The following is a 20,442-nucleotide window of genomic DNA, read 5'->3' on the forward strand; positions in this document are numbered from 1 at the left end:
GCGAAAAATTTCCTTCTCACACGGGCACATTAATGCTGCCTGCCCACATCTACAGAACTCCGGTCAAAAATCGGTGGCGGCAATGCCTTAGAATGGTAGCGGCAATTTTGGATCCAATTCCTGAAAAACACGACGAAACGCGTCTTGGATCCGATCTAAGGCCTGCTGATCATCCCCCTCAAAGCGCAGAATCAGGTACGGGGTTGTATTGGATGGCCGGATCAGCGCCCAACCATCCGGGAAGTCTACCCGCAGGCCATCAATTGTCGTGATCTTGGCTTCATCAAATACTGCACGTTCGCAAAAATCTTTCATAAAACTTGCATGCGATCGCTCGGGCATGCTCAGCCGCAATTCAGGTGTTGCAATGCCCCCGGGGAGCTCTGCAAATACCGCCTCTGGGGATTTTTTTGACTTTCCCAGTATCTCCAGGATGCGGGCTGCAGCATAGATTGCGTCATCAAAACCGTACCACCGTTCTTTAAAAAAAATATGCCCACTCAATTCCCCCGCTAAAGGTGCATTCTCTTCCTTCATCTTGTGCTTGATGAAGGAATGCCCGGTTTTCCACATCACAGGTTTACCTCCGTGTTCCTCGATCACACGCCTTAGATGTCGGCTGCACTTCACGTCAAAAATGATCGGCGCGCCCTTGGCACGAGAGAGAACATCGCGAGCAAAGAGCATCATCTGTCGATCAGGCCATATGATGTTGCCCGCGCCATCGATCACGCCGAGACGATCGCCATCACCATCGAATGCGAGACCTAAATCAGCCTTTTCCTGCTTGACCCGGTCAATGAGAACTCTGAGATTCTCAGGCTGACTGGGATCAGGTTGGTGATTAGGAAAATTGCCATCGACATCACAATAGAGTTCAACCACTTCGTGGCCAAGGGCACGGAGCACTTCCGGTGCCAATGTTCCAGCGACGCCATTGCCACAGTCGATAACCAGCTTAAATGCGTGATCGAGGGCGACTGGAATTTCTTCATTGACACGTCGCATATAGTCCCCCGTGATGTCTCTCGACTTGAGCTTTCCATTGCCAGTGACCAACTTGCGCCCCGTAACGCGATCCCGCAAGGCCATCACGGCGTTACCAGACAGGGTTTCTCCATCGAGCATGATCTTGAGACCGTTATAGTTTGGCGGGTTGTGGCTACCGGTAACCATCACGCCGCTGCCTGTATTCAGATGATGGGTCGCAAAATAAACCAAGGGCGTCGGGACCATCCCGATATCAATGACATCCCTGCCAGCAGCCCTAAGCCCCTTAATGAGCGCCTCGGCCAACTCTGGGCTTGACTTCCTGCCGTCACGACCGACCACGAGTTCCTGTTGCCCCCGTTCATGCGCCTCACTGCCGATGGCGCGTCCGATGGCATGGACCGAATCCGCCGTGAGTGTCTTTCCCGCCACTCCGCGGATGTCATAGGCGCGAAAGATGCTCTTTGCCAGCGGTACCTGCTCTTCTCGCACCACCGGCGTCGCCGACGACTCCGTAACAGCTTGGGCCCTTGCACCACGCGCTGCCAGCGACGAGGGCTGAGCCACAGCTGTACCGCCCGCATAGTGAGCTGTTTTTGGAAGCCCCGGGACCAGTCGTTCCAGGCCAGGATGCGCCCCCAGCATGATCCCTTGCACTGCGCCGGCATAGACCGCGGTCTCTGCCATCACCTGGGCGGCATTACGCCGCCCCCGCCGGAAGATCACATACACGCTGAGTGTGCCAAGAATCACCACGACAAGGATCAGTGACTCGACGCCAATGCCCCCCGTGAGTCCCCAGAAACCAGAGCCGCTTGAACCGGGCGCGCGGCCAGGGTCCGCCGCGGCCTGGTGCCAATAAGCTAACCGCCACCCAGTGTTGGCCACGGGCAAGACCACGAGCGCTCCTCGCGCCTTCGCCGCGCCGTCGCCCTCGTGTGCCAGCACCAGCGTCTCGCCTTCATGCACCACTTGGTGTAACTCCGCGTAGCCCTTGGACAGTGAAAGGCCCTGCATGGCCTCACCGAGGACGCCGACGTCGACACTCAAATGCAATACGCCCACGAGCTCCCCACCGCCGTTCGTGACCCGTCGAACCATCACGATGTGCTGAGAGGGACTGCCAAAAAACAAGACTTCGGCAGGGACGGGGTCCTCTGATGCCTCCGCCTTGCGCAGTAAGTCGAGCGATGCATAGCTCAAGGGCGGGAAGGTCGAAGTGTCAACCTCGTTGACGCCTGGTTTGAGCAGCCTGAGTTTCAAGGCCGACGGAAACTGGCCCGCAAGTTCATCCCCTTTGAGACTGAGCGCGGCCTCATCCGCGCTCACGAAAAGCGTAATCACCGCCTGTTGTGTGGCCAGGTCATTGAGCACTCGCTGGGATGCGCCCAGCCGATCCGCCAGCTGGGCGGCGAACGCACTCGCCTCCTGCTGTACGGTTTCCAGTGCCTGTTCCTGTACCTTCTCGGCACGCTCCCGATAAAAGTAGCCGCCGGTCAGCGCCAGCGCCCCTAAGACGAGCACGCCCATGGAGGCAAGCAGTACATTACGCACCGTCCGCCTTTTAAACCGTCTGTGCTTAACAGGCCCTTCGACCATCAGTTCCCGAAAGCCTCCCGCTACGACACGCGTCCGGTATGGCCAAAACCGCCGGCACCCCGCGTGCTCTCTTCAAACCTATCAACAATTTCAAAGGCCGCCCGCACCATCGGCACGAAAACCAGCTGTGCAATGCGCTCCCCCGGGTGGATGGTAAACGGCGCCTTACCACGGTTCCAACACGAGACCAAGACCTCTCCTTGATAATCAGAGTCGATCAACCCGACGAGATTGCCTAACACTAGCCCATGTTTGTGGCCAAGCCCAGAACGGGGTAGCAGCACAGCCGCTAATTGGGGATCCGCAATGTGCACTGCAAAACCACTCGGGATCAATGCCGTTTCACCTGGGCCCAGGGTCAGCGGGTCATCTAAACAGGCCCGCACATCCATACCTGCTGATCCGCTTGTTGCGTATTTTGGAAGAGGAAACTCAGTACCGACGCGCGGGTCAAGGACCTTGAGTTGTATTCTTTTCATGATAGCGTTCAGCGATGACGGTGATCAGCTTTCGCGCGAGCTGATCTTTTGACGCCCGCGCAAGCGTGAGGCCCCCGCCCCGCCAGACTAACTCTAGCGCGTTTTCTTCACTCTCAAAACCCAGCTCCGGCCCACCAACCAGATTCGCAGCTACAATATCCAGCGCTTTGGATTCAAGTTTTATCCGGGCATTGTGCAAGAGATTCTCCGTTTCAGCCGCAAAGCCAATGGTGAACGGAGGATGCGCCTGGCTGGCTACCGCCGCCAGTATATCGGGTGTCCGCTCGAGAGTCAGCGTGATCCCTCCGTTCGACTTCTTAAGCTTGCGTTCATGCTGCGCCACACCCCGATAATCCGCTACCGCAGCAGCTGCAATAAAGATATCAGTGTCATCAACATCCGCCATCACCGCCTGGTACATCTGTTCGGCGCTGTAGACGGATTTAGAGCTGACACGCTCTGGCGGGTCGAGGTCAACGGGGCCCGTGACCAATCTTACCTCGGCGCCCGCCTCGGCGGCCGCCCGGGCCACGGCGTAGCCCATGCGGCCGGAGCTTCGATTGCTAACGAAACGCACTGGGTCGATATCTTCGCGTGTCGGGCCGGCGGTCACCATCACGCGCCGATCACTGAGGCTGCCAGTTTCAAAGACGCCAGCCAAAGCCAAGACCAACGCCGCCGGCTCCAGCATGCGGCCGGGGCCCGTCTCTCCACAGGCTTGTTCCCCTCGTGCTGGGCCCAGCACGAGGGGTGCGCTGGTGGCAAGACAAAGCGTGCTGAGCAAATCATCCGCCATGCCAACGCTAAGTCGCGCCATGAAGTTAGCGCTCGCGGGTGCCACCAGCACCACGTCCGACCAGCGCGCCAGATCGATATGCCCCATACCCGATTCCGTCCCCGCGTCCAGCAGTTCTGTGTGCACAGGATGCTCGGATAGGGCTTGCAGTGTCAGCGGCGTGATAAACGAACAGGCCCCTCGGGTCATGACCACCCGTACCGCAGCCCCCGCCTCGCGGAGCCTGCGCACTAAATCGGCACTCTTATACGCGGCAATGCTGCCTGTTACACCGACAACGACACGTTTATTGGTCAGACTGCCCATAAGAATGCAAATTTTACCCTATGGAAACCGGCCCATGCACACTGAGATGCCGCCCTTAGATTTTTGACGGAACACCGCGTCCACGCTAAACTTACGTTCCTTTTTGGGACGAATCCACAATGGCCAGAGTATGTCAGGTAACCGGTAAGCGGCCTGCATCGGGAAACAATGTCTCCCATGCAAATAACAAGACGCGGCGGCGCTTTCTGCCGAATCTCCAGAAACACCGATTCTGGGTCGAAAGTGAGAAGCGCTGGGTGCGCCTGCGCGTCAGTGCGAAAGGCATCCGCATTATTGATAAGATGGGGATCGACCAGGTGCTGGTGAATCTCCGCAACCGCGGCGTGAAAGTTTAGAGACGAGCGTCATGCGTGACAAAATCAAACTCGTATCCACTGCAGGGACCGGCCATTACTACACCACCACTAAGAACAAGCGCACCACGCCCAATAAGTTGGAAAAGAAAAAATACGACCCAGTGGTGCGCAAGCACGTCAAATACAAAGAAGCAAAAATCAAATAGCTAGCATAACGAGGCGAAAATAAAACCCGCCGCGCGGCGGGTTTTTTGTGTTATGCCCCTAAATTATTTACTTAGGCCGGTTGCATAGAATAGCCACGCAGCGCCTGGGCAAATTCCTGCAAGGCCTTGATGCCCGTCGCCTCTGCCTGCTTGCACCATTCTTGTAATGATTGCAAAAGACTCTCGCGCGTTGCAGTCCGCTCCATCCAGAGCGCCTGCAGACGCAACCGAAATTGATACACGACCTCTAGCGCCTGACTATGCTGTAGCACTGTCTCAAGTCGGTGCACTGCCTGCGCATCGAGTAGGGACTCCTCCCGCGTTAATAGGCCTCGAGCTCGCTTTAGAATGTGCCGATAGTAATCATCCGCTTTGTTAAGCTCTTCCTGATAAACACTCGAGACGACATCCCTGGCATAGTGCGCCATTACATGGAAACGGTTTGTGACGATGGCGCTCACCGTATCCAGGTCCAAACCAAGTTTTTTGGTATTCATAACGAGCTTTGGCGCTACCTTCTTTACCCGGGCAAGGCCTAGCATTTCCTGCAGGCGGATATAAAACCAACCAATATCAAACTCCCACCACTTCGACGAGAATTTTGCCGAACTGACGAAAGCATGATGGTTGTTGTGCAGCTCCTCACCGCCAATGAGGATACCCCAAGGGACAATATTGCGAGAGGCATCTGCCACCTCATAATTGCGATAGCCCCACCAATGACCAATGCCGTTAATCACGCCTGCGGCAAAAAACGGGGTCCACATCATCTGCACTGCCCAAATGGTGATGCCGACTACACCAAACAGCAGAAGATCAATCACCAGCATCAGCCCTAACCCAATGTTGTTCCGACCGTAGACATTGCGCTCCCACCAATCATCAGGCGTCCCATGGCCGTACTTTTCTATCGTTTCCGCGATTCGTGTTTCCGACCGATAGAGATCAACCCCATCAAACAAGACCTTACGGATCCCGACGATCTGAGGGCTATGGGGATCACCGACCTTGTCAGAGAAGGCGTGATGTTTCCGATGTATCGCAACCCATTCTCTCGTGATCATCCCTGTAGTCAGCCATAACCAGCAACGGAAGAAGTGACTGGGTAGCGGATGCAAATCCAGGGCCCGGTGTGCTTGATGTCGATGTAGGAATATGGTTACAGCGGCGGCGGTGATCTGCGTAAGCGCTAGTATCACCGCAACGTAGCCCCATAAGGGCAGGGGCAACAATCCATAAAACATCCTATGCCTCCCTTTCGAAGACAACCCTAACGTTGGGTTCAAACACCATGGTAGTCCAGAATCGCTTCAGCGTCCACAGGCTCGGCGCTGGGCTTTGGCAGCGGACACCCTTTTTGAGACAGGTGCCACAAAAACAATCCACGTTGCGCGCGATGTCGCCCCGGGATCCTTAAGGCGAAACCATTAAGCCAACCGGCATTCCCTCATGCTTACCACCATCGGCACCTAAATCTCCCCATTCGTTGACAGGTGAAGATTGCCATAATCATCGACATGACTATTCCACGCAGGTGCAACAAATGTCGTCGCGGTAGTCTCGGCGATGATCGCCGGGCCGACGAGGCGTTGCCCGCCTACGAGGCACTCGCGGTGCCAGATCGGAACCGTGCCCGGCACACCATACACACGGGCCTCGCCACTGGCCGTGCGTTCGGCATGCGGGTGAAGCTTCGGTAGTGGCAATACCGGCGGTTCTGCACGGAGCCCCATGCGCACATTGATGAGTTCGACCGGCATCGCCAAGCGATGACCATAGCGGTGCGCGTGGGTTAGGTGAAAGGTCTCCGTGACACCCGACAGGGTCCCTTGCCAGGCAATGGTGAGGCAGTACGATTGGCCACGGTAACAAAGGTCCAGGCATGGTTCCGTGGTAATCTCCGTGGGCTCAACACCTTGCGCTCGCAGCGCCGCCCGCCCACGCGCGGCGAGGTCATCCAATGCCTCATTCACAGTCGCCTCATCATACGATGCCAACAAACCACCGAGGGTCCGCGATAACTGCCGGGCCGGAGGTGCCACCAACATGCCAAGCGCAGATAGCACGCCCGCCTGTACTGGCACCAATGCCCGACAGATCCCTAAGGCCTCGGCCAAGGCGCATACGTGCATGCCGCCCGCCCCACCAAAGGAAACCAGTACAAATTCACGGGGATCAAAGCCTCGCTGTACGGAGATGACACGAAGTGCCTGGGCCATGTGTTCATTCGCGATGCACACGATGCCATCGGCCGCCTGCTCAGCCGAGGCCGCACCCAACTGATTTGCGATGCGGCTAACGGCCTTGCGCGCCGCCTCAATATCGAGTTGCAGGCTGCCCCCCAGGCGGGCGTCTACGGGGAGCCGACCAAGCACGAGATTGGCGTCGGTCACCGTGGCCTCGCGCCCTCCCCGCCCGTAGCAAGCGGGGCCGGGTTGGGCCCCCGCCGACTGGGGCCCAACCTGAAGCGCACCACCCGCATCCACCGTCGCAATCGACCCACCCCCGGCGCCGATGGTATGCATATCCACCATGGGCACGGCCAGCGGGTAAGGACCGATACGCCCCTCACTGGTGAGCTCCACCTCGCCGTCGATCAAAGCCACATCAGTGGAGGTGCCCCCCATATCCAGCGTCATAACGCGCGGCTGTCCTGCGGCCTCGGCGACGAAACGCGCGCCGACGAGCCCCGCGGCCGGACCCGACAATAAGAGGTGTACGGCCTGCCGGCCTGCCTGCTCGGCCCCCAAGGTACCGCCCGCGCTTTGCATGACGGCGAGCTTCCCCGGGGCAAGGTGTGCCGAGAGCCTTGCAAGATACCGCTCCACCAGCGGGCCGACATAGGCATTCAACCAGGTGGTCATGCCCCGCTCGTATTCCCGGTATTCCGGCAACACCATCGACGAGCGCGAGACAAATAACCCCGTGGGCATTGCCGCCTCAATGGCCCGCTCAAAGCGGTCATCAAGAAAGGAAAACAATAAGTTGATGGCCACTGCCTGGGGGGCCAGCCTTTCCACAGCGGCTCGGAGATCCTGCAGATCGTCCTCTGTGAGTGGCTCGATGACGCTACCATCAGCGCCCAAGCGCCCGCCGGTCTCAAGACACAGCCCCCGCGGGACCGGCGGTGCAATCGCCTCGGGCTGCAAGTTGTAGAGCTCGCGCCGAGCTTGACGACCAATCGTGAGCATATCCCTGAGCCCCCGGTTGGTGATAAATGCCGTGCGCACGCCTTTGCCTTCCAACACGGCGTTCGTCGCCACGGTGGAGCCGTGCACAACCCGGAGATCCCGCGGCGCGAGCCCCATCTCTGCCATCCCTTGCAGAATGGCCTCCTCAGGCGCATGCGGCGTGGACAACACCTTATGGATTGCAATTCGCTTACCGTTGTAGAAAACGAAATCGGTAAACGTGCCTCCCGTGTCGATGCCAAGCAGCATGACCTTCGTTATTCTCCGCTTGCATACGCTCGTATTATGACAATAATAGCTCCGCGATGGCTGAGGAAACGCTCATCGCCGTAGAGCATCTCTTCCGCTACTACGGAATGCACCATGCGGTTCACGATATCAGCTTTAATGTCAGCCGCGGGGAGGTGCTCGGATTCCTCGGACCCAATGGCGCCGGCAAAACTACGACCATGCAGATCATCAGTGGCGCTCTAGCGCCCAGTATGGGACGTGTAATGGTCGGTGGCATTGATATCCTCGATGCGCCTAAAAAGGCAAAAGCCTATATCGGCTACTTACCCGAACACCCGCCGCTGTACCGTGAACTCACCGTCGATGAGTACTTACGCTACTGCGCTCGATTGCATGGGATCAATCGCCAAGCCATTCCTCGCGCTTTAAACAGCTGCAAACAGCGCTGCGGGCTTGACGGCGCTGGTGATCGCCTCATCGACAATCTCTCGAAAGGTTACCAACAACGCGTCGGTATCGCCCAAGCGATCATCCACGCACCGGCCGTGGTGATCTTGGATGAACCTACCATCGGCCTCGACCCGATTCAGATCCGTGAAATCCGTAATCTGATTCGGGAACTTGGCAGCGACCACAGCGTGATCCTCTCAACACATGTGTTACCCGAGGTACAAGCCGTCTGTGACCGCGTACTGATCATCCAACAGGGTCGCCTGGTGCTGAATGATCGCCTTGATAACCTGAAGCGGAACATCGGTGGCAACTACCTACGCGTTGCATTCAGGAATCCGCCCAATATCACGGAACTGAATAAGATCCCGGGTATAAAGCAAATCGATCAACTCGACGGCACCCGCTTCCGTATTCAACATGACATAAATGCAAATGTACCGGAAGCTATCGCTGTGATGGCCGTTGAGTCGTATTGGGGGCTATCTGAACTTGCGCCTGAGAGTCATTCACTGGAAGAGACCTTTATCCGACTGACATGCGGAGAAGATCTGGAGACGGACGGTTTCGTGGTTGAGGCGTCCGCATGAGGATTCATCATATCGCGGGACGTGAACTGCACAGCCTGTTTGTATTGCCGCTTGCCTGGATCATACTGGCAGCAGTGCAACTCATCCTCGCCGTGATCTTTTTTTACCGCTTGTATGTGTTCGTACAGTTCCAACCTCACTTGGCAGGCCTGGAAAGCCCACCAGGCCTGACCGATCTTGTCGTGGCGCCGCTCCTGGGCACAGCTGGTAGTATTGTTTTACTGATCGCCCCACTTTTAACCATGCGCTTAATCAGCGAAGAACGCCGCGCGGGTACACTTCAGCTGCTGCTTTCCTCGCCGATATCGATGACAGAAATCATCCTCGGGAAATATCTTGGGCTGCTAGGATTCTTCCTGATCATGATTGCCATGATTACGCTGATGCCACTGTCGTTGCTGCTTGGCGGTTACTTGGACATCGGGCAATTCCTCGCTGGCCTTTTGGGTCTAACATTGCTCGTTGCTACTTTTTGCGCCGTCGGTTTGTTTATGTCCACCCTGACGGCAATCCCCGTTGTTGCCGGGGTCAGCACCTTTGGTGTCCTGCTGCTCTTGTGGATCATCCACTGGGCGAGCCAGGCCGGATCCGACAAAATCAGCGCGGCATTATCTTATCTATCGATCTCCAGACACTTTGAACCCCTGTTGAGAGGCATCTTCAACGCAGAGGATGTCGTCTATTACATCATCATGATCACAACCTTTGTCATCCTGAGTATCTGGCGACTTGACGCGGACCGGTTACACGATTGACTATCTCAACAGAGCGCTGCCTCAGTCGCGTAGATGAAGCTCACCAAAAAATCACGACGGCTATCACGACTTAACAGCCGGATTTTTTTCATCCTGCTGATCACCATCGCCGCGATATTGGCGTGGCTCAGCACGCAGTACAACTACCAGGCGGATTGGACCAGCAGTGGTCGACATACGCTCTCGGAAGCAAGCCAAACCTTATTGTCGCGCCTTGATGGCCCTGTGAACATCACGGCTTACGCTCGCGATGACAAACGGCTTCGAAAACGGATCACAAGGCTCATTGAGCGCTACCAACGCATTAAGCCAGACATCACCTTAAACTACATCAACCCCGACGTGGTCCCAGACAAGATTCGCGAGTTAGGAATCAGCGTGAATGGCGAACTCGTCATTCACTACGGGGACCGCTCTGAACACGTGCAATCCCACAGTGAAGACGACCTGACTAATGCATTGCACCGACTGGTCCGTGGCGAACAACGCTGGCTTGCTTTTATCGAGGGACACGGCGAGCGAAAGCCATTTGGTCATGCAAATCACGACCTAAGCGACTGGGTACGGCAACTGACCAAGCGCGGGTTGAAGGTGTATCCGCTTAAGCTCGCGACGATCGCGTCCATTTCGGACAACACAGCGGTGCTGGTGATCGCCGGTCCTGAAGTGGACCTGCTTCCCGGTGAAGTTGCCATGATTGTTGCTTACGTCGATGGGGGAGGTAACGTGTTATGGCTTGCAGATCCAGGCAGTACCCACGGCCTCACGCCGCTAGCTGAGCAACTTGGTGTCGCGTTCCAGCCAGGCACCATCGTCCACCCGACAACAGAGCTCTATGGTATCGAACACCCGACGATCATCTTAGTGACAACATACGGTCTTCATCCTGCGATCCAGGATTTTCCCTACCTCAGCGTGTTCCCAAAGACCGTTGGCATCGAACTCAATGCGCCCGATGGGTGGCACGGCGAAGCCCTCTTGATAACGGCCGAGCATGCCTGGTCTGAGATTGGGGAACTCAATGGAGAGATTACATTTAACGAAGGCAGCGATATTGAAGGGCCGCTGGTGATCGGCGTGGCACTGTCTCGTCCAGTGCCACATAGCGATGGTGAAAAAGAGCAGCGCCTCGTGATTATTGGCGATGGCGATTTTCTCTCCAACGCCTATCTCGGCAACATTGGAAATCTGGATCTTGGTCTCAAGCTCATGAACTGGTTAGCGGCCGCTGATGATCTTATTGACATACCGGCGCGGACAGCGCCAGACCTCACCCTTGAACTCTCTTACACAACCTCCGCCGTTATCGGTTTTACCTTCCTGCTCGTTCTACCACTCGTCTTACTCTTGTGCGGTTTCATTATCTGGTGGCGCCGAAACAGCCGTTAAGCGCCATGCGATCGCGCCTGCTCCTGAATCTTGGGCTCTTGTGCCTGGTGCTGGTGCTAGTTCTCATCGCCGTCTACCAACCGGGTAGGCCACCCCCTGCCGAGCCAGCCCGACTGACGAAGGCGAGCGAAGAGTCAATCCAACTAATCCGTATTATCCGCAAGCACCAAGATGATATCGTGCTGCGTAAAGAGGGTCATCAATGGTGGATGGAGGAACCGATCACTGCGCGCGCGGACGACTACCGCGCATCTTCTATCCTTGGCATCCTTGACGCGGAGAGCGAGGTGCGACTTGACGCCAATCAAACCGATCGCGCGCGTTTCAAGCTCGATGATCCGCGCATACAGCTGGCTCTAGGCGAGCTGATCTTTGCCTTCGGCAATGCCAATCCCTTAGGCCAGCAGCGCTATGTGCTGTTCAATGACACAATCTATTTAACAGACGATCGCATCTACCACCATTTGATTGCCGATGCGGCCAACTTTGTCAGTCTACAACTCTTACCAATCGATGCGCGCCTGACTGCAATTCAACTACCCATCCATCAGTTGCAGTGGCTTGATGGAACCTGGTCCGTAACGCCTGAGGCCCCTGACATCAGCATGGACGCCGTTCTGCAACTAGTCGATGCCTGGCGCATGGCCAAGGCACTGTTCGTGCGACGCTATCAGGAGGATACACAGCTGGGTCCTGTTCGTCTCACGACTGAACAAGGCCAAAGCTTCAATTTTGCTATCATGGCAACGTCACCGACGCTAATCTTGGCCCGGCCAGAACTCGGGATTCAATACCATTTTTCCGAAGCAGCAACAAAGGATCTACTCGCGTTGGACGATGCGCCATGACGGGGCGCATCTAGGTCTCCCCTTACCAGGTGCGGGCCTTACGCCCCATACCCTGCTATCTTTGCGTCACGATGCCTGAGCTCCCGGAAGTTGAGACTGCCCTACGGGGCATTCGCCCGTATGTCATCGGCGAGCCCGTGGCGCGGGTCGTGGTGCGGGATCCCCGTTTGCGCTGGCCGATTCCGAAAGCGCTAGGAGCAGAACTCCCAACCCAGACCATCGTTTGCATCAAACGGCGGGGCAAATACCTTTTGCTGTACGGCCAGACTGGCTGCGCGATTCTCCATCTCGGCATGTCCGGGAGCCTGCGCATCTTCCCGGCAGAGACAGCCCCCGAAAAACACGATCACGTGGACATCGTCTTCACGAATGGAACCCTGCTCCGGTTACGGGACCCCCGCCGTTTCGGCGCCTTATTATGGACCCGCGGTGATCCCCTCGCCCACCCGTTACTGGCAAACCTTGGCCCGGAACCCTGGGATCCGGCCTTCAATGGGGCCTACCTCCATCAGCGTGCGCGTCACCGGCGGCTCCCCGTGAAATCATTCGTCATGGACTCGCGCACGGTGGCCGGGGTGGGCAACATCTACGCCAACGAGGCGCTACACCTAGCCGGCATTCACCCGGCGCGCCGTGCAGGACGCATTGCCCACCGCCGTTACGATGCGCTGGTGGGAGCAATCCGCACTGTCCTCGATGCAGCCATCGCCCAAGGCGGTACGACACTCCGCGACTTCGTTGACAGTGCCGGGCGCGCTGGCTATTTCAAACAACGGCTTCGCGTTTACCATCGGGCGGGCAAGCCTTGTCCGAGCTGCCATGCACCGATACGCCAACGCTCCATCGGGCAGCGCACCACGTTTTTCTGTTCATCCTGCCAACACTGAGCAACCCGGATCTCGCCAAGGCCCTTATGACCCGGCCCGCTGCGTCCTCCAGGCCGCGATTTTGTTAGTGTGCGTAGGCAAAGACGGCAACACGCACGCCCATCCAGATCATGCAAACGAGCTGGGCCGCATAGAGGCCGAAGCGAACGGCCACGGCCACATTGCTGGGTTGAAGGGCAATGTGTGTGATCGTCTGACCCACGCGAGCCACCAACAGCACAAGAGCGAGCACGGCAAGTGTGTGACTATGCACGCCGGTTGCGATGATCGCTACGACCACCGCTGCATAGATGGGCAGATCCTCAATACAGTTGGCGTGGGCGCGCATGGCGCGGGCGTACCAGTCACTCCCTGGCGTTGCCTCCGCCGGAAAGTCCATGAGCGCTGCCCTTGCCCGAAAGGACCCGCCCCAGCGGTACACTCCGACGCTTGCCAGCACACTGATGACGGTCCAAGCCGCAAATCCGAGGAGCACCCAAACGGGTATGGTCATCACAAGCTCCTATCTCAATTAGGATCGCGTACGGTCAGCCACTCGCGCCGCAAATATGGCTAAACGATCCGCTCAAACCAACAGCCTGTATTGCCCGCTGCAGCCACCGCTGACTAGTGTGTTCGTTGCAAGGCTTGACGTGTCGCCGACAAGACGACGCCCTGGCCCTCGCCCCGCGGGTCGCTTGCGGCCGTGATCGCTCCGGTCTTCGCATCCCATAGGATGGCCTGCATGTTACCGTAGGGACGGTTAAGTTCCCGAAGTGTATGGCCGCGCCGCGCAAGGCCAATCTGATCGAACTCATCCAGCGCGCCGGGTTCAAATTGCACTTCGTCGGGCAAGTACTGGTGATGATAGCGGGGAAGACCCACCCAAGATATGGGTCCTTTGCCTGCGGCAAACTCAAGGGCTGCCAGCAGCACCATGGTGATGATACGTGAGCCACCGGGCGTGCCAAGGATGGCGATCCGGTCATTACGTTCGAGAAACGTGGGTGTCATACTGGACAAGGGCCTCTTGCCGGGGGCGATGGCATTCGCCTCCCCACCCACAAGGCCATAGGCATTGGGTGTCCCCGGGCGCGCCGAAAAATCATCCATCTCATCATTCAGCAGCACGCCTGTGCCCGACGGCATGAACGCAGAACCAAAAGGATAATTAATACTCAACGTGGCAGCGACCCGATTGCCTTCGAAGTCGATGATGGAAAAGTGCGTCGTCTGATGTCCCGAGCTGCGACGTGCTTCGACCTTGGACGATACGGCGCTCGGTGTGGCCTGATCCAGCTCGATGGTGGCGGCAAGCCCCTTGCCATAAGCAGGATCAGTAAGCCGTGCGACGGGGACCTCCACAAAATCGGGATCCCCTAAGGCGTTTGCCCGGTCGTGATACGCCCGGCGCATGGCTTCGATAATGACATGCTTTTGCGTCACGGGATCCATTGCATCGAGATCAAAACCACTGAGGATATTTAGCATCTCGACAAGCGCCACACCCCCCGAGGACGGCGGTGCGGCTGAGACCACACGCGTGCCCGCGTACTCTCCAATGACCGGAGCGCGTACCATCACGTCATAAGCGGCGAGGTCCGTCAGCGTCCAGATCCCACCGCCCGCCCGCACGCCAGCGACAAGACGTCTCGCGATCGGGCCGTGGTAGAATCCGGCCCGCCCAGCAACCGCGATCCGCTCCAGCGTCGTGGCAAGCGCCGGCTGCCTCACCATGTAGCCTATCGGTGGCACCTCACCAACGAGGAGAAAAACCTCGGTAGCTGCAGGGGAAGCCCGTAATGCGTCAAGGCGAAATGCAGCCATGCGCCGATACCGCTCGCTCACGGGAAAACCGGTGCGCGCATGCCGGATGGCCGGTGCCAGGCTCACCGCCAACGGCAGAGCGCCATAGTGTGTAGCAAGATAATCGAGCCCCGCCGCAACGCCCGGGATGCCCGCGGCCAGCGCGCCGTCCAAGGAAGCGCGCGGGATCAGCTCACCAGCCCCATCCAGGTACATATCCTGATGCGCCGCCGAAGGGGCGGTCTCGCGACCGTCCAGTAGGCTGTAGCGCTCATCGCGGGCGCGGAATAGTAACCAAAAACCCCCGCCCCCAAGCCCCGAACTGTAGGGTTCCACCACCGCCAGTGTCGCCGTCACCGCCACTGCGGCATCAAATGCATTGCCCCCCGCCTCCAGGATCTCGAGCCCTGCCCGCACTGCAAGGGGATGGGCGGCCGCAATAGCCGCCTGTGGCGGGCGCTCAGCGCAACCGCCCAGGATCCCGAAAGCGAGTACCAAAAAAGCAAGCCCCCGCACTTTAGATACGATCGGCACAGGCTCCCCATCCACTGAAGTGCCTACCCCGCGCGCCAACTGCAATCGGCAGCCACAACTTTGAACCGATGATGATGCGAGAAAAAAGGCCCTTGTTTAGACCTTTATTGTGAACCCACCGAAACGCGGAGCCTCTAGACACGGGTAACCCCGTGCACGCTAGCGCAGGCGTTTGTTGAGCTCCTCGCGCACGCGCTCGTCGACAAACTCACTGACGTCCCCCCCCAAAGCGGCGATCTCGCGAATCAAGCTGGACGAGATAAAGGTATATTGCTCGGCCGGCGTGAGAAAGACCGTTTCTACCTCCGGCATCAGCTTGCGATTCATGCCAGCCATTTGAAATTCGTACTCGAAGTCCGATACCGCACGCAATCCACGCACGATCACCTTGGCGCCTCGGGCCTTGGCGAAATGCGCGAGCAAACCGTCGAAACGACACACCTCAACGTTGCTCATCGACGCCAGCACGGCTTGGGCCAAGGCGACGCGCTCGTCCACCATAAACGCCATTTCCTTGTCGGTACCCGCCGCCACCGCGACAATGACATGGTCAAACAGCTGGGCCGCACGCACGATGATATCGGTGTGTCCATGTGTAATGGGATCAAAGGTGCCGGGATAGATTGCCGTGTTTTTCATTACTTTGATTACCGCTCCAGTGATTCGCCCCGTTCCTCGAAAAGCCGAAATTGCACACTGCCTGCCGCGCCTTTCTTCTTAAGCACCCAGCTTTTTGGCACCGGCGACACGCCCTGGGTCTGATCCGATTCAATGTAGATGCACGCGCGTGGACCCAACCAGTGCCGATCGTGAAGGAGCTGCGTCACGCGTGCTAGTATCTTGCCCGCAAACGGTGGATCGAGAAACACCACATCAAAAGCATTCTGCGCCCCATGCAACCACTCCAGTGCGTCGGCCTGGACAAGCTCCACTGTGTCGGCCGCAAGCCGTGTGACTTGTTCAACGAGCCCTTGGTATGTGCGCTCATCGTGCTCAATCATAATGACCTTGGCGGCACCGCGCGAGGCAGCTTCAAATCCGAGTGCCCCGCTCCCCGCAAAAAGATCAAGGCAACGCGCCCCCTCGATCACTGGTTGTAACCAATTAAATAGCGTTTCCCGAACGCGATCGGGAGTCGGCCGCAAGCCGTTGATAGGAGGGACGGAAATGCGCCGGCCGCGCCATTGTCCCCCAATGATTCGCACCTTCCCGGGCAAACGGCGTGGCTTTTGCGTCACGTGATCCCCTAAACCAAGGTCTGGCTTTGCCGGGGGATCCCCCGTCTAGGGAGCCGGATCGACGACGGCCGTTGCTGGCTCGCCGCCGACGCGTACCGTGATCATCCGATCCGGTGACAGATGCTTCCTGAACGCCTCGCGTATATCCGCTTGCGTCACCGCTTCAACCCGCCCATTGAAAGTATCCAAATAATCAAGCGGCAAGCCATAGAATCCGATCATCGCAAGGTATCCCACTATCTTACGGTTGCTGTCGATGCGTAAGGGAAACCCGCCGGTAATATTCTGTTTCGATGCCCTAAGCTCCTCGGCGGTGGGACCCTCTGCGACGTACTCGGCGAGATTCGCTTGGAGTAATGCGAGGGCTTCGTCAGCCTGGTCATTACGCGTCTGAAGCCCAGCGGTGAAAGGCCCGCGCCTGCGCATGGGCAAGAAATAACTTGAAACGCTATAGGACAAACCCCGCTTTTCCCGGATCTCTTCGGACAGACGGGACACTAAGCCGCCGCCGCCTAATGCGTGGTTGCCTACGTATAGCGTGATCACGTCCGGATCGCTGCGGGCAACGCCCGCTTGTCCCACAAGGATATGGGTCTGGGCCGACGGGTGGGCAACACGCACCTCCTTGGGACCGGTCAAGGCAGGCACCGGGGGTAGCGCCGCGGCCCGCCCCCCTTCAGGAAGCCCCGCGAGGGCGGCCTCAGCCAGCGCCTTGGCCTCTCGGCTGCTGAGATCACCGACGATGGCCACCACCGCATTGCGGGCTGTGTAGTAACGGGCGTAAAAGGCACTGACATCGTCCCGCGACAGCGCCTGCACACTCTCCGCCGTGCCCTCTGAGGGGTGGGCATAGGGGTGTTCCCCATACACCGCTCGGTAAAAGGCATCTTGCGCAAGGTCACTTGGAGACTGTTGTTTATAACGAAGTGCGACAAGTAATCGACTTCGCTCCCGATCGAGCACATCGGCCGGAAAATCCGGGCGGCTCAGCACCCGTGACAGGTTCGCCACCGCCGGCTCAAGCTTTTCGGGATCCGTCAGACTCCTTAAGCTCACCCAGGCCATATCCCTAAGGGCCCCGGCCTCGAAAATCGCGCCGTTGGCCTCAAAGTTATCACTGATTTCATCGGCGGAAAGGCCGTCCGCGCCTTCTGCAAGCAATCCATTGGTGAGCACCGCGACACCGGCATGGCCCCCATCCCGGGCACTCCCCCCATCGAAGATCACGCGAACATCTACCATCGGCAGTTCATGGGCCTCGACAAAATAGACTTGCGCCCCATTGGCTGTCTGCCAGTGTTGAATGTCCGGCGTCCCATGAGCTAAGGGCGCAACTAGCCCCAACACAAGCAACAGGCTATTGCGCATGGCCAGCTCTTTCGGCGGATCCTGCGCGCGCAACGCCCTCAAGCGGTTGCGGGTCCAGCTCGGCAACAGTGAGGCGCTCGTCCGTCAAATATTTCCGCGCAACCGTCTGTACCTGCTCGGCGGTTACGGCCGAGATCCGCTCGACGTATTCATCCATCACGGGCCAGCCGAGCCCCACGGACTCCAGAATGCCGATTTGCATGGCCTGGAAGAAGATGGAGTCCCGATCGTAGACGTTCCCTGCAACCACTTGAGCCTTCACACGTGCGAGTTCGCTTGCCGCCACCGGATTCGTCTGAAGGTCAGTGATCTCATCGCGCAATACCCTTTCAAGATCATCTACCGAATGTCCCTCAGCTGGCGTGCCCGCTATGACAACCACACTCTCCATGCGCGCGTACAGATTGTAGTGCAGCCCAACACTCGCGGCGATTTGCTTGTCCCGGACAAGCCGCCGGCTGAACCGCGCACTGTTACCCCCGTCGAGGATCCCGGCAAGCACTTCAAGCGCGTAGGGCTCCCAGTCGGCGAACCGCTCCGGCTGATCCAGGGCCATCTTCAGCACCGGCGCCTTGTAGGCCATCAACAGGTAGGGCACCGTCGCGGGAACCTTCACAGTCATGCGTTTCATACCGTCCTGCGCGACCTCCGGCCGGAGCACGGGCAGCACCGGCTTGCCCGGCGGCAGTGGACCGAAGTATTTGTCTGCAAGCTCCCGCACCGCTTTCGCGTCGACATCACCCACCACAACTACTATCGCATTATTGGGGGCATACCAAGCCTCGTACCAGGCGCGAAGATCCTCCACCGTTAAGGCCTCAAGATCCGCCATCCAGCCAATCGTCGGGTGGCGGTAGGAACTGGTCTGGAACGCAACTGACATCGCCCGTTCGTGGGTTAGTGCCGTCGGCTTATCCTCCGTACGAAGACGCCGCTCCTCCATCACGACCCGGATCTCCTTGGCAAACGCTTCCACGGTGAGCACAAGGTGACGCATCCGATCGGCCTCCAACTCAAAACTAATGCGCAACCGGGATCGCTCGAGTTGTTGGAAATAGGCCGTGTAGTCTGCACTCGTGAAGGCATTCTCCCGCCCGCCGTTGGCAGCGATGATGCGCGAGAACTCTCCAGGGGGATGCGTGTCCGTGCCTTTGAACATCATGTGCTCGAGGGCGTGGGAAATCCCGGTAATGCCATCGTGTTCATAACTTGCACCCACCTTGTACCAAACCTGAGACACGACAACGGGTGCACGGTGCTCCTCCTTGACCATGAGCTTCAGCCCATTGTCAAGAACGTACTCGTGAACCTGTTCTGCTTGCAAACAGAGCGGCATAAGCCCAAGACAATAAACAGCGCATTGGATCAGTTTCACCGGCATGCATAACCTCGTTAGGTTCAAGTTCAAATTAGCGTTCGATCGGGCTTGGTAGTTCGTGGCAGGAAGATGGTAGGATACCGGAACTTAAGCGTAAGGCCTACGTACCATCTATGTTCGGATTAAAGACGGACGCATCTTTCCCCCGTGCGGCCACGGACCGGCCGAGCCTACGCAATCCGTTCATTCAGGGCCTTCGCCGCACACGCGAAGGGATCCTCAGCGGCGTAGCCGATCGCCTGCTTGGCAGATGCGCCATCAATGACGAATTACTCGAAGACCTTGAAGCCCGATTGCTGACAGCCGACCTCGGGGTCGAGGCCACTAACGATATCATCTCGCAGCTGAAAACGCGCCTGGCCCGCAAGCAGCTCGCCGACCATAACGCGCTTTACGGGGCACTCCGGGAGGAGATGCTTGCCAACCTTTTGCCCGTCAGCCGCCCCTTAGTTCTGCCAAACGATCAAGCACGCCCCTTTGTATTACTCGTGCTCGGCACAAACGGCGCGGGAAAAACGACCACTATCGGCAAACTCGCACAACGATTTCATGAGGAAGGGCGACGTGTCCTGCTGGCGGCTGGCGACACACATCGCGCAGCCGCAATCGAGCAACTTCAGGCATGGGGGGCACGTCACCATCTCCCGGTCATTGCCCAGCACAAGGGCGCTGATGCCGCTGCTGTCATCTTTGACGCTCTGCAAGCGGCAAAAGCGCAGCATTGTGATGTACTCATCGCCGACACGGCTGGGCGCCTTCATACGCAAGGCGACCTGATGAAAGAACTGACGAAGATCTATCAGGTCGTCACTCAGCCAAAACTCGGGTTACCCTGCGAGGCCATGCTGGTCATCGACGCAAGCACCGGGCAAAACGCCTTGACCCAAGCGAGGGCCTTTCAGGCAGCCCTGCCGGTTTCCGGGATCACGCTAACGAAGCTCGATGGCACAGCCAAAGGTGGAATCATCTTTGCGATCGCCAAAACACTCAAGATCCCAATACGTTTCGTTGGCGTTGGCGAGCAGCAAGACGATCTCCGGGTATTTGATGCTCAGGCCTTCGTAGAAGCCTTGTTAGCCGGAGGGCGGTGATCCCCGACTCCGGC

The 20,442-nt window shown here is 58.1% G+C and carries 19 protein-coding genes; 8 read left to right on the forward strand and 11 right to left on the reverse strand.

The features are described from left to right. Positions 1–87: 87 nt before the first annotated feature. From O6944_11755 to coaBC, 3 genes are all read right to left on the reverse strand, one after another. Positions 88–2,544 carry a phosphomannomutase/phosphoglucomutase gene (locus O6944_11755; protein MCZ6719809.1) on the reverse strand — a complete coding sequence of 819 codons (2,457 nt, stop codon included), beginning with the start codon at positions 2,542–2,544 and terminating at the stop codon, positions 88–90. 65 nt (positions 2,545–2,609) lie between these two features. Further along, the gene (gene dut, locus O6944_11760; protein MCZ6719810.1) at positions 2,610–3,071 is read right to left on the reverse strand and encodes a dUTP diphosphatase; all 462 of its coding nucleotides are present in this window, start codon (positions 3,069–3,071) and stop codon (positions 2,610–2,612) included. Continuing rightward, complete coding sequence (gene coaBC / locus O6944_11765; protein ID MCZ6719811.1) at positions 3,040–4,170, reverse strand: bifunctional phosphopantothenoylcysteine decarboxylase/phosphopantothenate--cysteine ligase CoaBC; 1,131 nt, start codon at positions 4,168–4,170, stop codon at positions 3,040–3,042. The genes dut and coaBC overlap by 32 nt, the downstream gene beginning before the upstream one ends. Positions 4,171–4,289: 119 nt before the next feature. On the opposite strand from coaBC, the gene rpmB reads away from it, so the two are divergent. After that, the gene (gene rpmB / locus O6944_11770; GenBank protein MCZ6719812.1) at positions 4,290–4,526 is read left to right on the forward strand and encodes a 50S ribosomal protein L28; all 237 of its coding nucleotides are present in this window, start codon (positions 4,290–4,292) and stop codon (positions 4,524–4,526) included. A gap of 11 nt (positions 4,527–4,537) precedes the next feature. Beyond that, entirely contained in the window at positions 4,538–4,693 is a 156-nt protein-coding gene (gene rpmG / locus O6944_11775) for a 50S ribosomal protein L33 (GenBank protein MCZ6719813.1), read from the forward strand. A 71-nt stretch (positions 4,694–4,764) separates the two neighbouring features. Here the strand turns inward: rpmG and O6944_11780 are convergent, their stop codons facing one another. Both O6944_11780 and O6944_11785 read right to left on the reverse strand, forming a co-directional pair. After that, entirely contained in the window at positions 4,765–5,937 is a 1,173-nt protein-coding gene (locus O6944_11780) for a transposase (GenBank protein MCZ6719814.1), read from the reverse strand. A 225-nt stretch (positions 5,938–6,162) separates the two neighbouring features. Continuing rightward, complete coding sequence (locus tag O6944_11785) at positions 6,163–8,133, reverse strand: hydantoinase/oxoprolinase family protein (protein MCZ6719815.1); 1,971 nt, start codon at positions 8,131–8,133, stop codon at positions 6,163–6,165. 56 nt (positions 8,134–8,189) lie between these two features. Between O6944_11785 and O6944_11790 the strand changes: the two genes are divergently transcribed. The 5 genes from O6944_11790 to mutM all read left to right on the forward strand — a co-directional run bounded on the left by O6944_11790 (position 8,190) and on the right by mutM (position 13,034). Continuing rightward, positions 8,190–9,155: an ATP-binding cassette domain-containing protein gene (locus O6944_11790; protein ID MCZ6719816.1), complete on the forward strand. Its 966-nt coding sequence runs from the start codon at positions 8,190–8,192 to the stop codon at positions 9,153–9,155. Next, entirely contained in the window at positions 9,152–9,910 is a 759-nt protein-coding gene (locus O6944_11795) for an ABC transporter permease subunit (GenBank protein MCZ6719817.1), read from the forward strand. Before O6944_11790 ends, O6944_11795 begins: the two co-directional genes overlap by 4 nt. A gap of 33 nt (positions 9,911–9,943) precedes the next feature. Next, on the forward strand, positions 9,944–11,299 hold the full coding sequence (locus tag O6944_11800; GenBank protein MCZ6719818.1) for a GldG family protein: 1,356 nt from the start codon (positions 9,944–9,946) through the stop codon (positions 11,297–11,299). 5 nt (positions 11,300–11,304) lie between these two features. After that, complete coding sequence (locus tag O6944_11805; GenBank protein MCZ6719819.1) at positions 11,305–12,147, forward strand: DUF4340 domain-containing protein; 843 nt, start codon at positions 11,305–11,307, stop codon at positions 12,145–12,147. A 71-nt stretch (positions 12,148–12,218) separates the two neighbouring features. Next, a complete protein-coding gene (gene mutM / locus O6944_11810) occupies positions 12,219–13,034 on the forward strand; it encodes a bifunctional DNA-formamidopyrimidine glycosylase/DNA-(apurinic or apyrimidinic site) lyase (protein MCZ6719820.1) in 816 nt (271 codons plus the stop codon). A 64-nt stretch (positions 13,035–13,098) separates the two neighbouring features. Here mutM and O6944_11815 read toward each other — a convergent pair whose 3' ends face one another. From O6944_11815 to O6944_11840, 6 genes are all read right to left on the reverse strand, one after another. After that, a complete protein-coding gene (locus O6944_11815) occupies positions 13,099–13,527 on the reverse strand; it encodes an MAPEG family protein (GenBank protein ID MCZ6719821.1) in 429 nt (142 codons plus the stop codon). 113 nt (positions 13,528–13,640) lie between these two features. Beyond that, positions 13,641–15,335 (reverse strand): gamma-glutamyltransferase, encoded by a 1,695-nt coding sequence (gene ggt / locus O6944_11820; GenBank protein ID MCZ6719822.1) that lies wholly within the window; start codon positions 15,333–15,335, stop codon positions 13,641–13,643. Between the two features lie 177 nt (positions 15,336–15,512). After that, positions 15,513–15,992 carry a pantetheine-phosphate adenylyltransferase gene (gene coaD / locus O6944_11825; protein MCZ6719823.1) on the reverse strand — a complete coding sequence of 160 codons (480 nt, stop codon included), beginning with the start codon at positions 15,990–15,992 and terminating at the stop codon, positions 15,513–15,515. A gap of 8 nt (positions 15,993–16,000) precedes the next feature. Then, positions 16,001–16,591: a 16S rRNA (guanine(966)-N(2))-methyltransferase RsmD gene (rsmD, locus tag O6944_11830; GenBank protein MCZ6719824.1), complete on the reverse strand. Its 591-nt coding sequence runs from the start codon at positions 16,589–16,591 to the stop codon at positions 16,001–16,003. A 45-nt stretch (positions 16,592–16,636) separates the two neighbouring features. After that, the gene (locus O6944_11835) at positions 16,637–17,959 is read right to left on the reverse strand and encodes a pitrilysin family protein (protein ID MCZ6719825.1); all 1,323 of its coding nucleotides are present in this window, start codon (positions 17,957–17,959) and stop codon (positions 16,637–16,639) included. Next, positions 17,949–19,340: a pitrilysin family protein gene (locus O6944_11840; protein ID MCZ6719826.1), complete on the reverse strand. Its 1,392-nt coding sequence runs from the start codon at positions 19,338–19,340 to the stop codon at positions 17,949–17,951. Before O6944_11840 ends, O6944_11835 begins: the two co-directional genes overlap by 11 nt. 110 nt (positions 19,341–19,450) lie before the next feature. Here O6944_11840 and ftsY point away from each other — a divergent pair, with 110 nt between their 5' ends. Next, the gene (gene ftsY, locus O6944_11845; protein MCZ6719827.1) at positions 19,451–20,428 is read left to right on the forward strand and encodes a signal recognition particle-docking protein FtsY; all 978 of its coding nucleotides are present in this window, start codon (positions 19,451–19,453) and stop codon (positions 20,426–20,428) included. Positions 20,429–20,442 lie beyond the last annotated feature (14 nt).

Source organism: Gammaproteobacteria bacterium, from assembly GCA_027296625.1.
GTDB lineage: Bacteria > Pseudomonadota > Gammaproteobacteria > JAKEHO01 > JAKEHO01 > JAKEHO01.

What these genes read in the sequence shown, in the direction of transcription:
- coaBC (MCZ6719811.1), bottom strand. Translation starts at nt 4,170, where the DNA reads ATGGGCAGTCTGACCAATAAACGTGTCGTTGTCGGTGTAACAGGCAGC.
- rpmB (MCZ6719812.1), top strand. Translation starts at nt 4,290, where the DNA reads ATGGCCAGAGTATGTCAGGTAACCGGTAAGCGGCCTGCATCGGGAAAC.
- rpmG (MCZ6719813.1), top strand. Translation starts at nt 4,538, where the DNA reads ATGCGTGACAAAATCAAACTCGTATCCACTGCAGGGACCGGCCATTAC.
- O6944_11780 (MCZ6719814.1), bottom strand. Translation starts at nt 5,937, where the DNA reads ATGTTTTATGGATTGTTGCCCCTGCCCTTATGGGGCTACGTTGCGGTG.
- O6944_11785 (MCZ6719815.1), bottom strand. Translation starts at nt 8,133, where the DNA reads ATGCTGCTTGGCATCGACACGGGAGGCACGTTTACCGATTTCGTTTTC.
- O6944_11790 (MCZ6719816.1), top strand. Translation starts at nt 8,190, where the DNA reads ATGGCTGAGGAAACGCTCATCGCCGTAGAGCATCTCTTCCGCTACTAC.
- O6944_11795 (MCZ6719817.1), top strand. Translation starts at nt 9,152, where the DNA reads ATGAGGATTCATCATATCGCGGGACGTGAACTGCACAGCCTGTTTGTA.
- O6944_11800 (MCZ6719818.1), top strand. Translation starts at nt 9,944, where the DNA reads ATGAAGCTCACCAAAAAATCACGACGGCTATCACGACTTAACAGCCGG.
- O6944_11805 (MCZ6719819.1), top strand. Translation starts at nt 11,305, where the DNA reads ATGCGATCGCGCCTGCTCCTGAATCTTGGGCTCTTGTGCCTGGTGCTG.
- mutM (MCZ6719820.1), top strand. Translation starts at nt 12,219, where the DNA reads ATGCCTGAGCTCCCGGAAGTTGAGACTGCCCTACGGGGCATTCGCCCG.
- O6944_11815 (MCZ6719821.1), bottom strand. Translation starts at nt 13,527, where the DNA reads ATGACCATACCCGTTTGGGTGCTCCTCGGATTTGCGGCTTGGACCGTC.
- coaD (MCZ6719823.1), bottom strand. Translation starts at nt 15,992, where the DNA reads ATGAAAAACACGGCAATCTATCCCGGCACCTTTGATCCCATTACACAT.
- O6944_11835 (MCZ6719825.1), bottom strand. Translation starts at nt 17,959, where the DNA reads ATGCGCAATAGCCTGTTGCTTGTGTTGGGGCTAGTTGCGCCCTTAGCT.
- O6944_11840 (MCZ6719826.1), bottom strand. Translation starts at nt 19,340, where the DNA reads ATGCCGGTGAAACTGATCCAATGCGCTGTTTATTGTCTTGGGCTTATG.
- ftsY (MCZ6719827.1), top strand. Translation starts at nt 19,451, where the DNA reads ATGTTCGGATTAAAGACGGACGCATCTTTCCCCCGTGCGGCCACGGAC.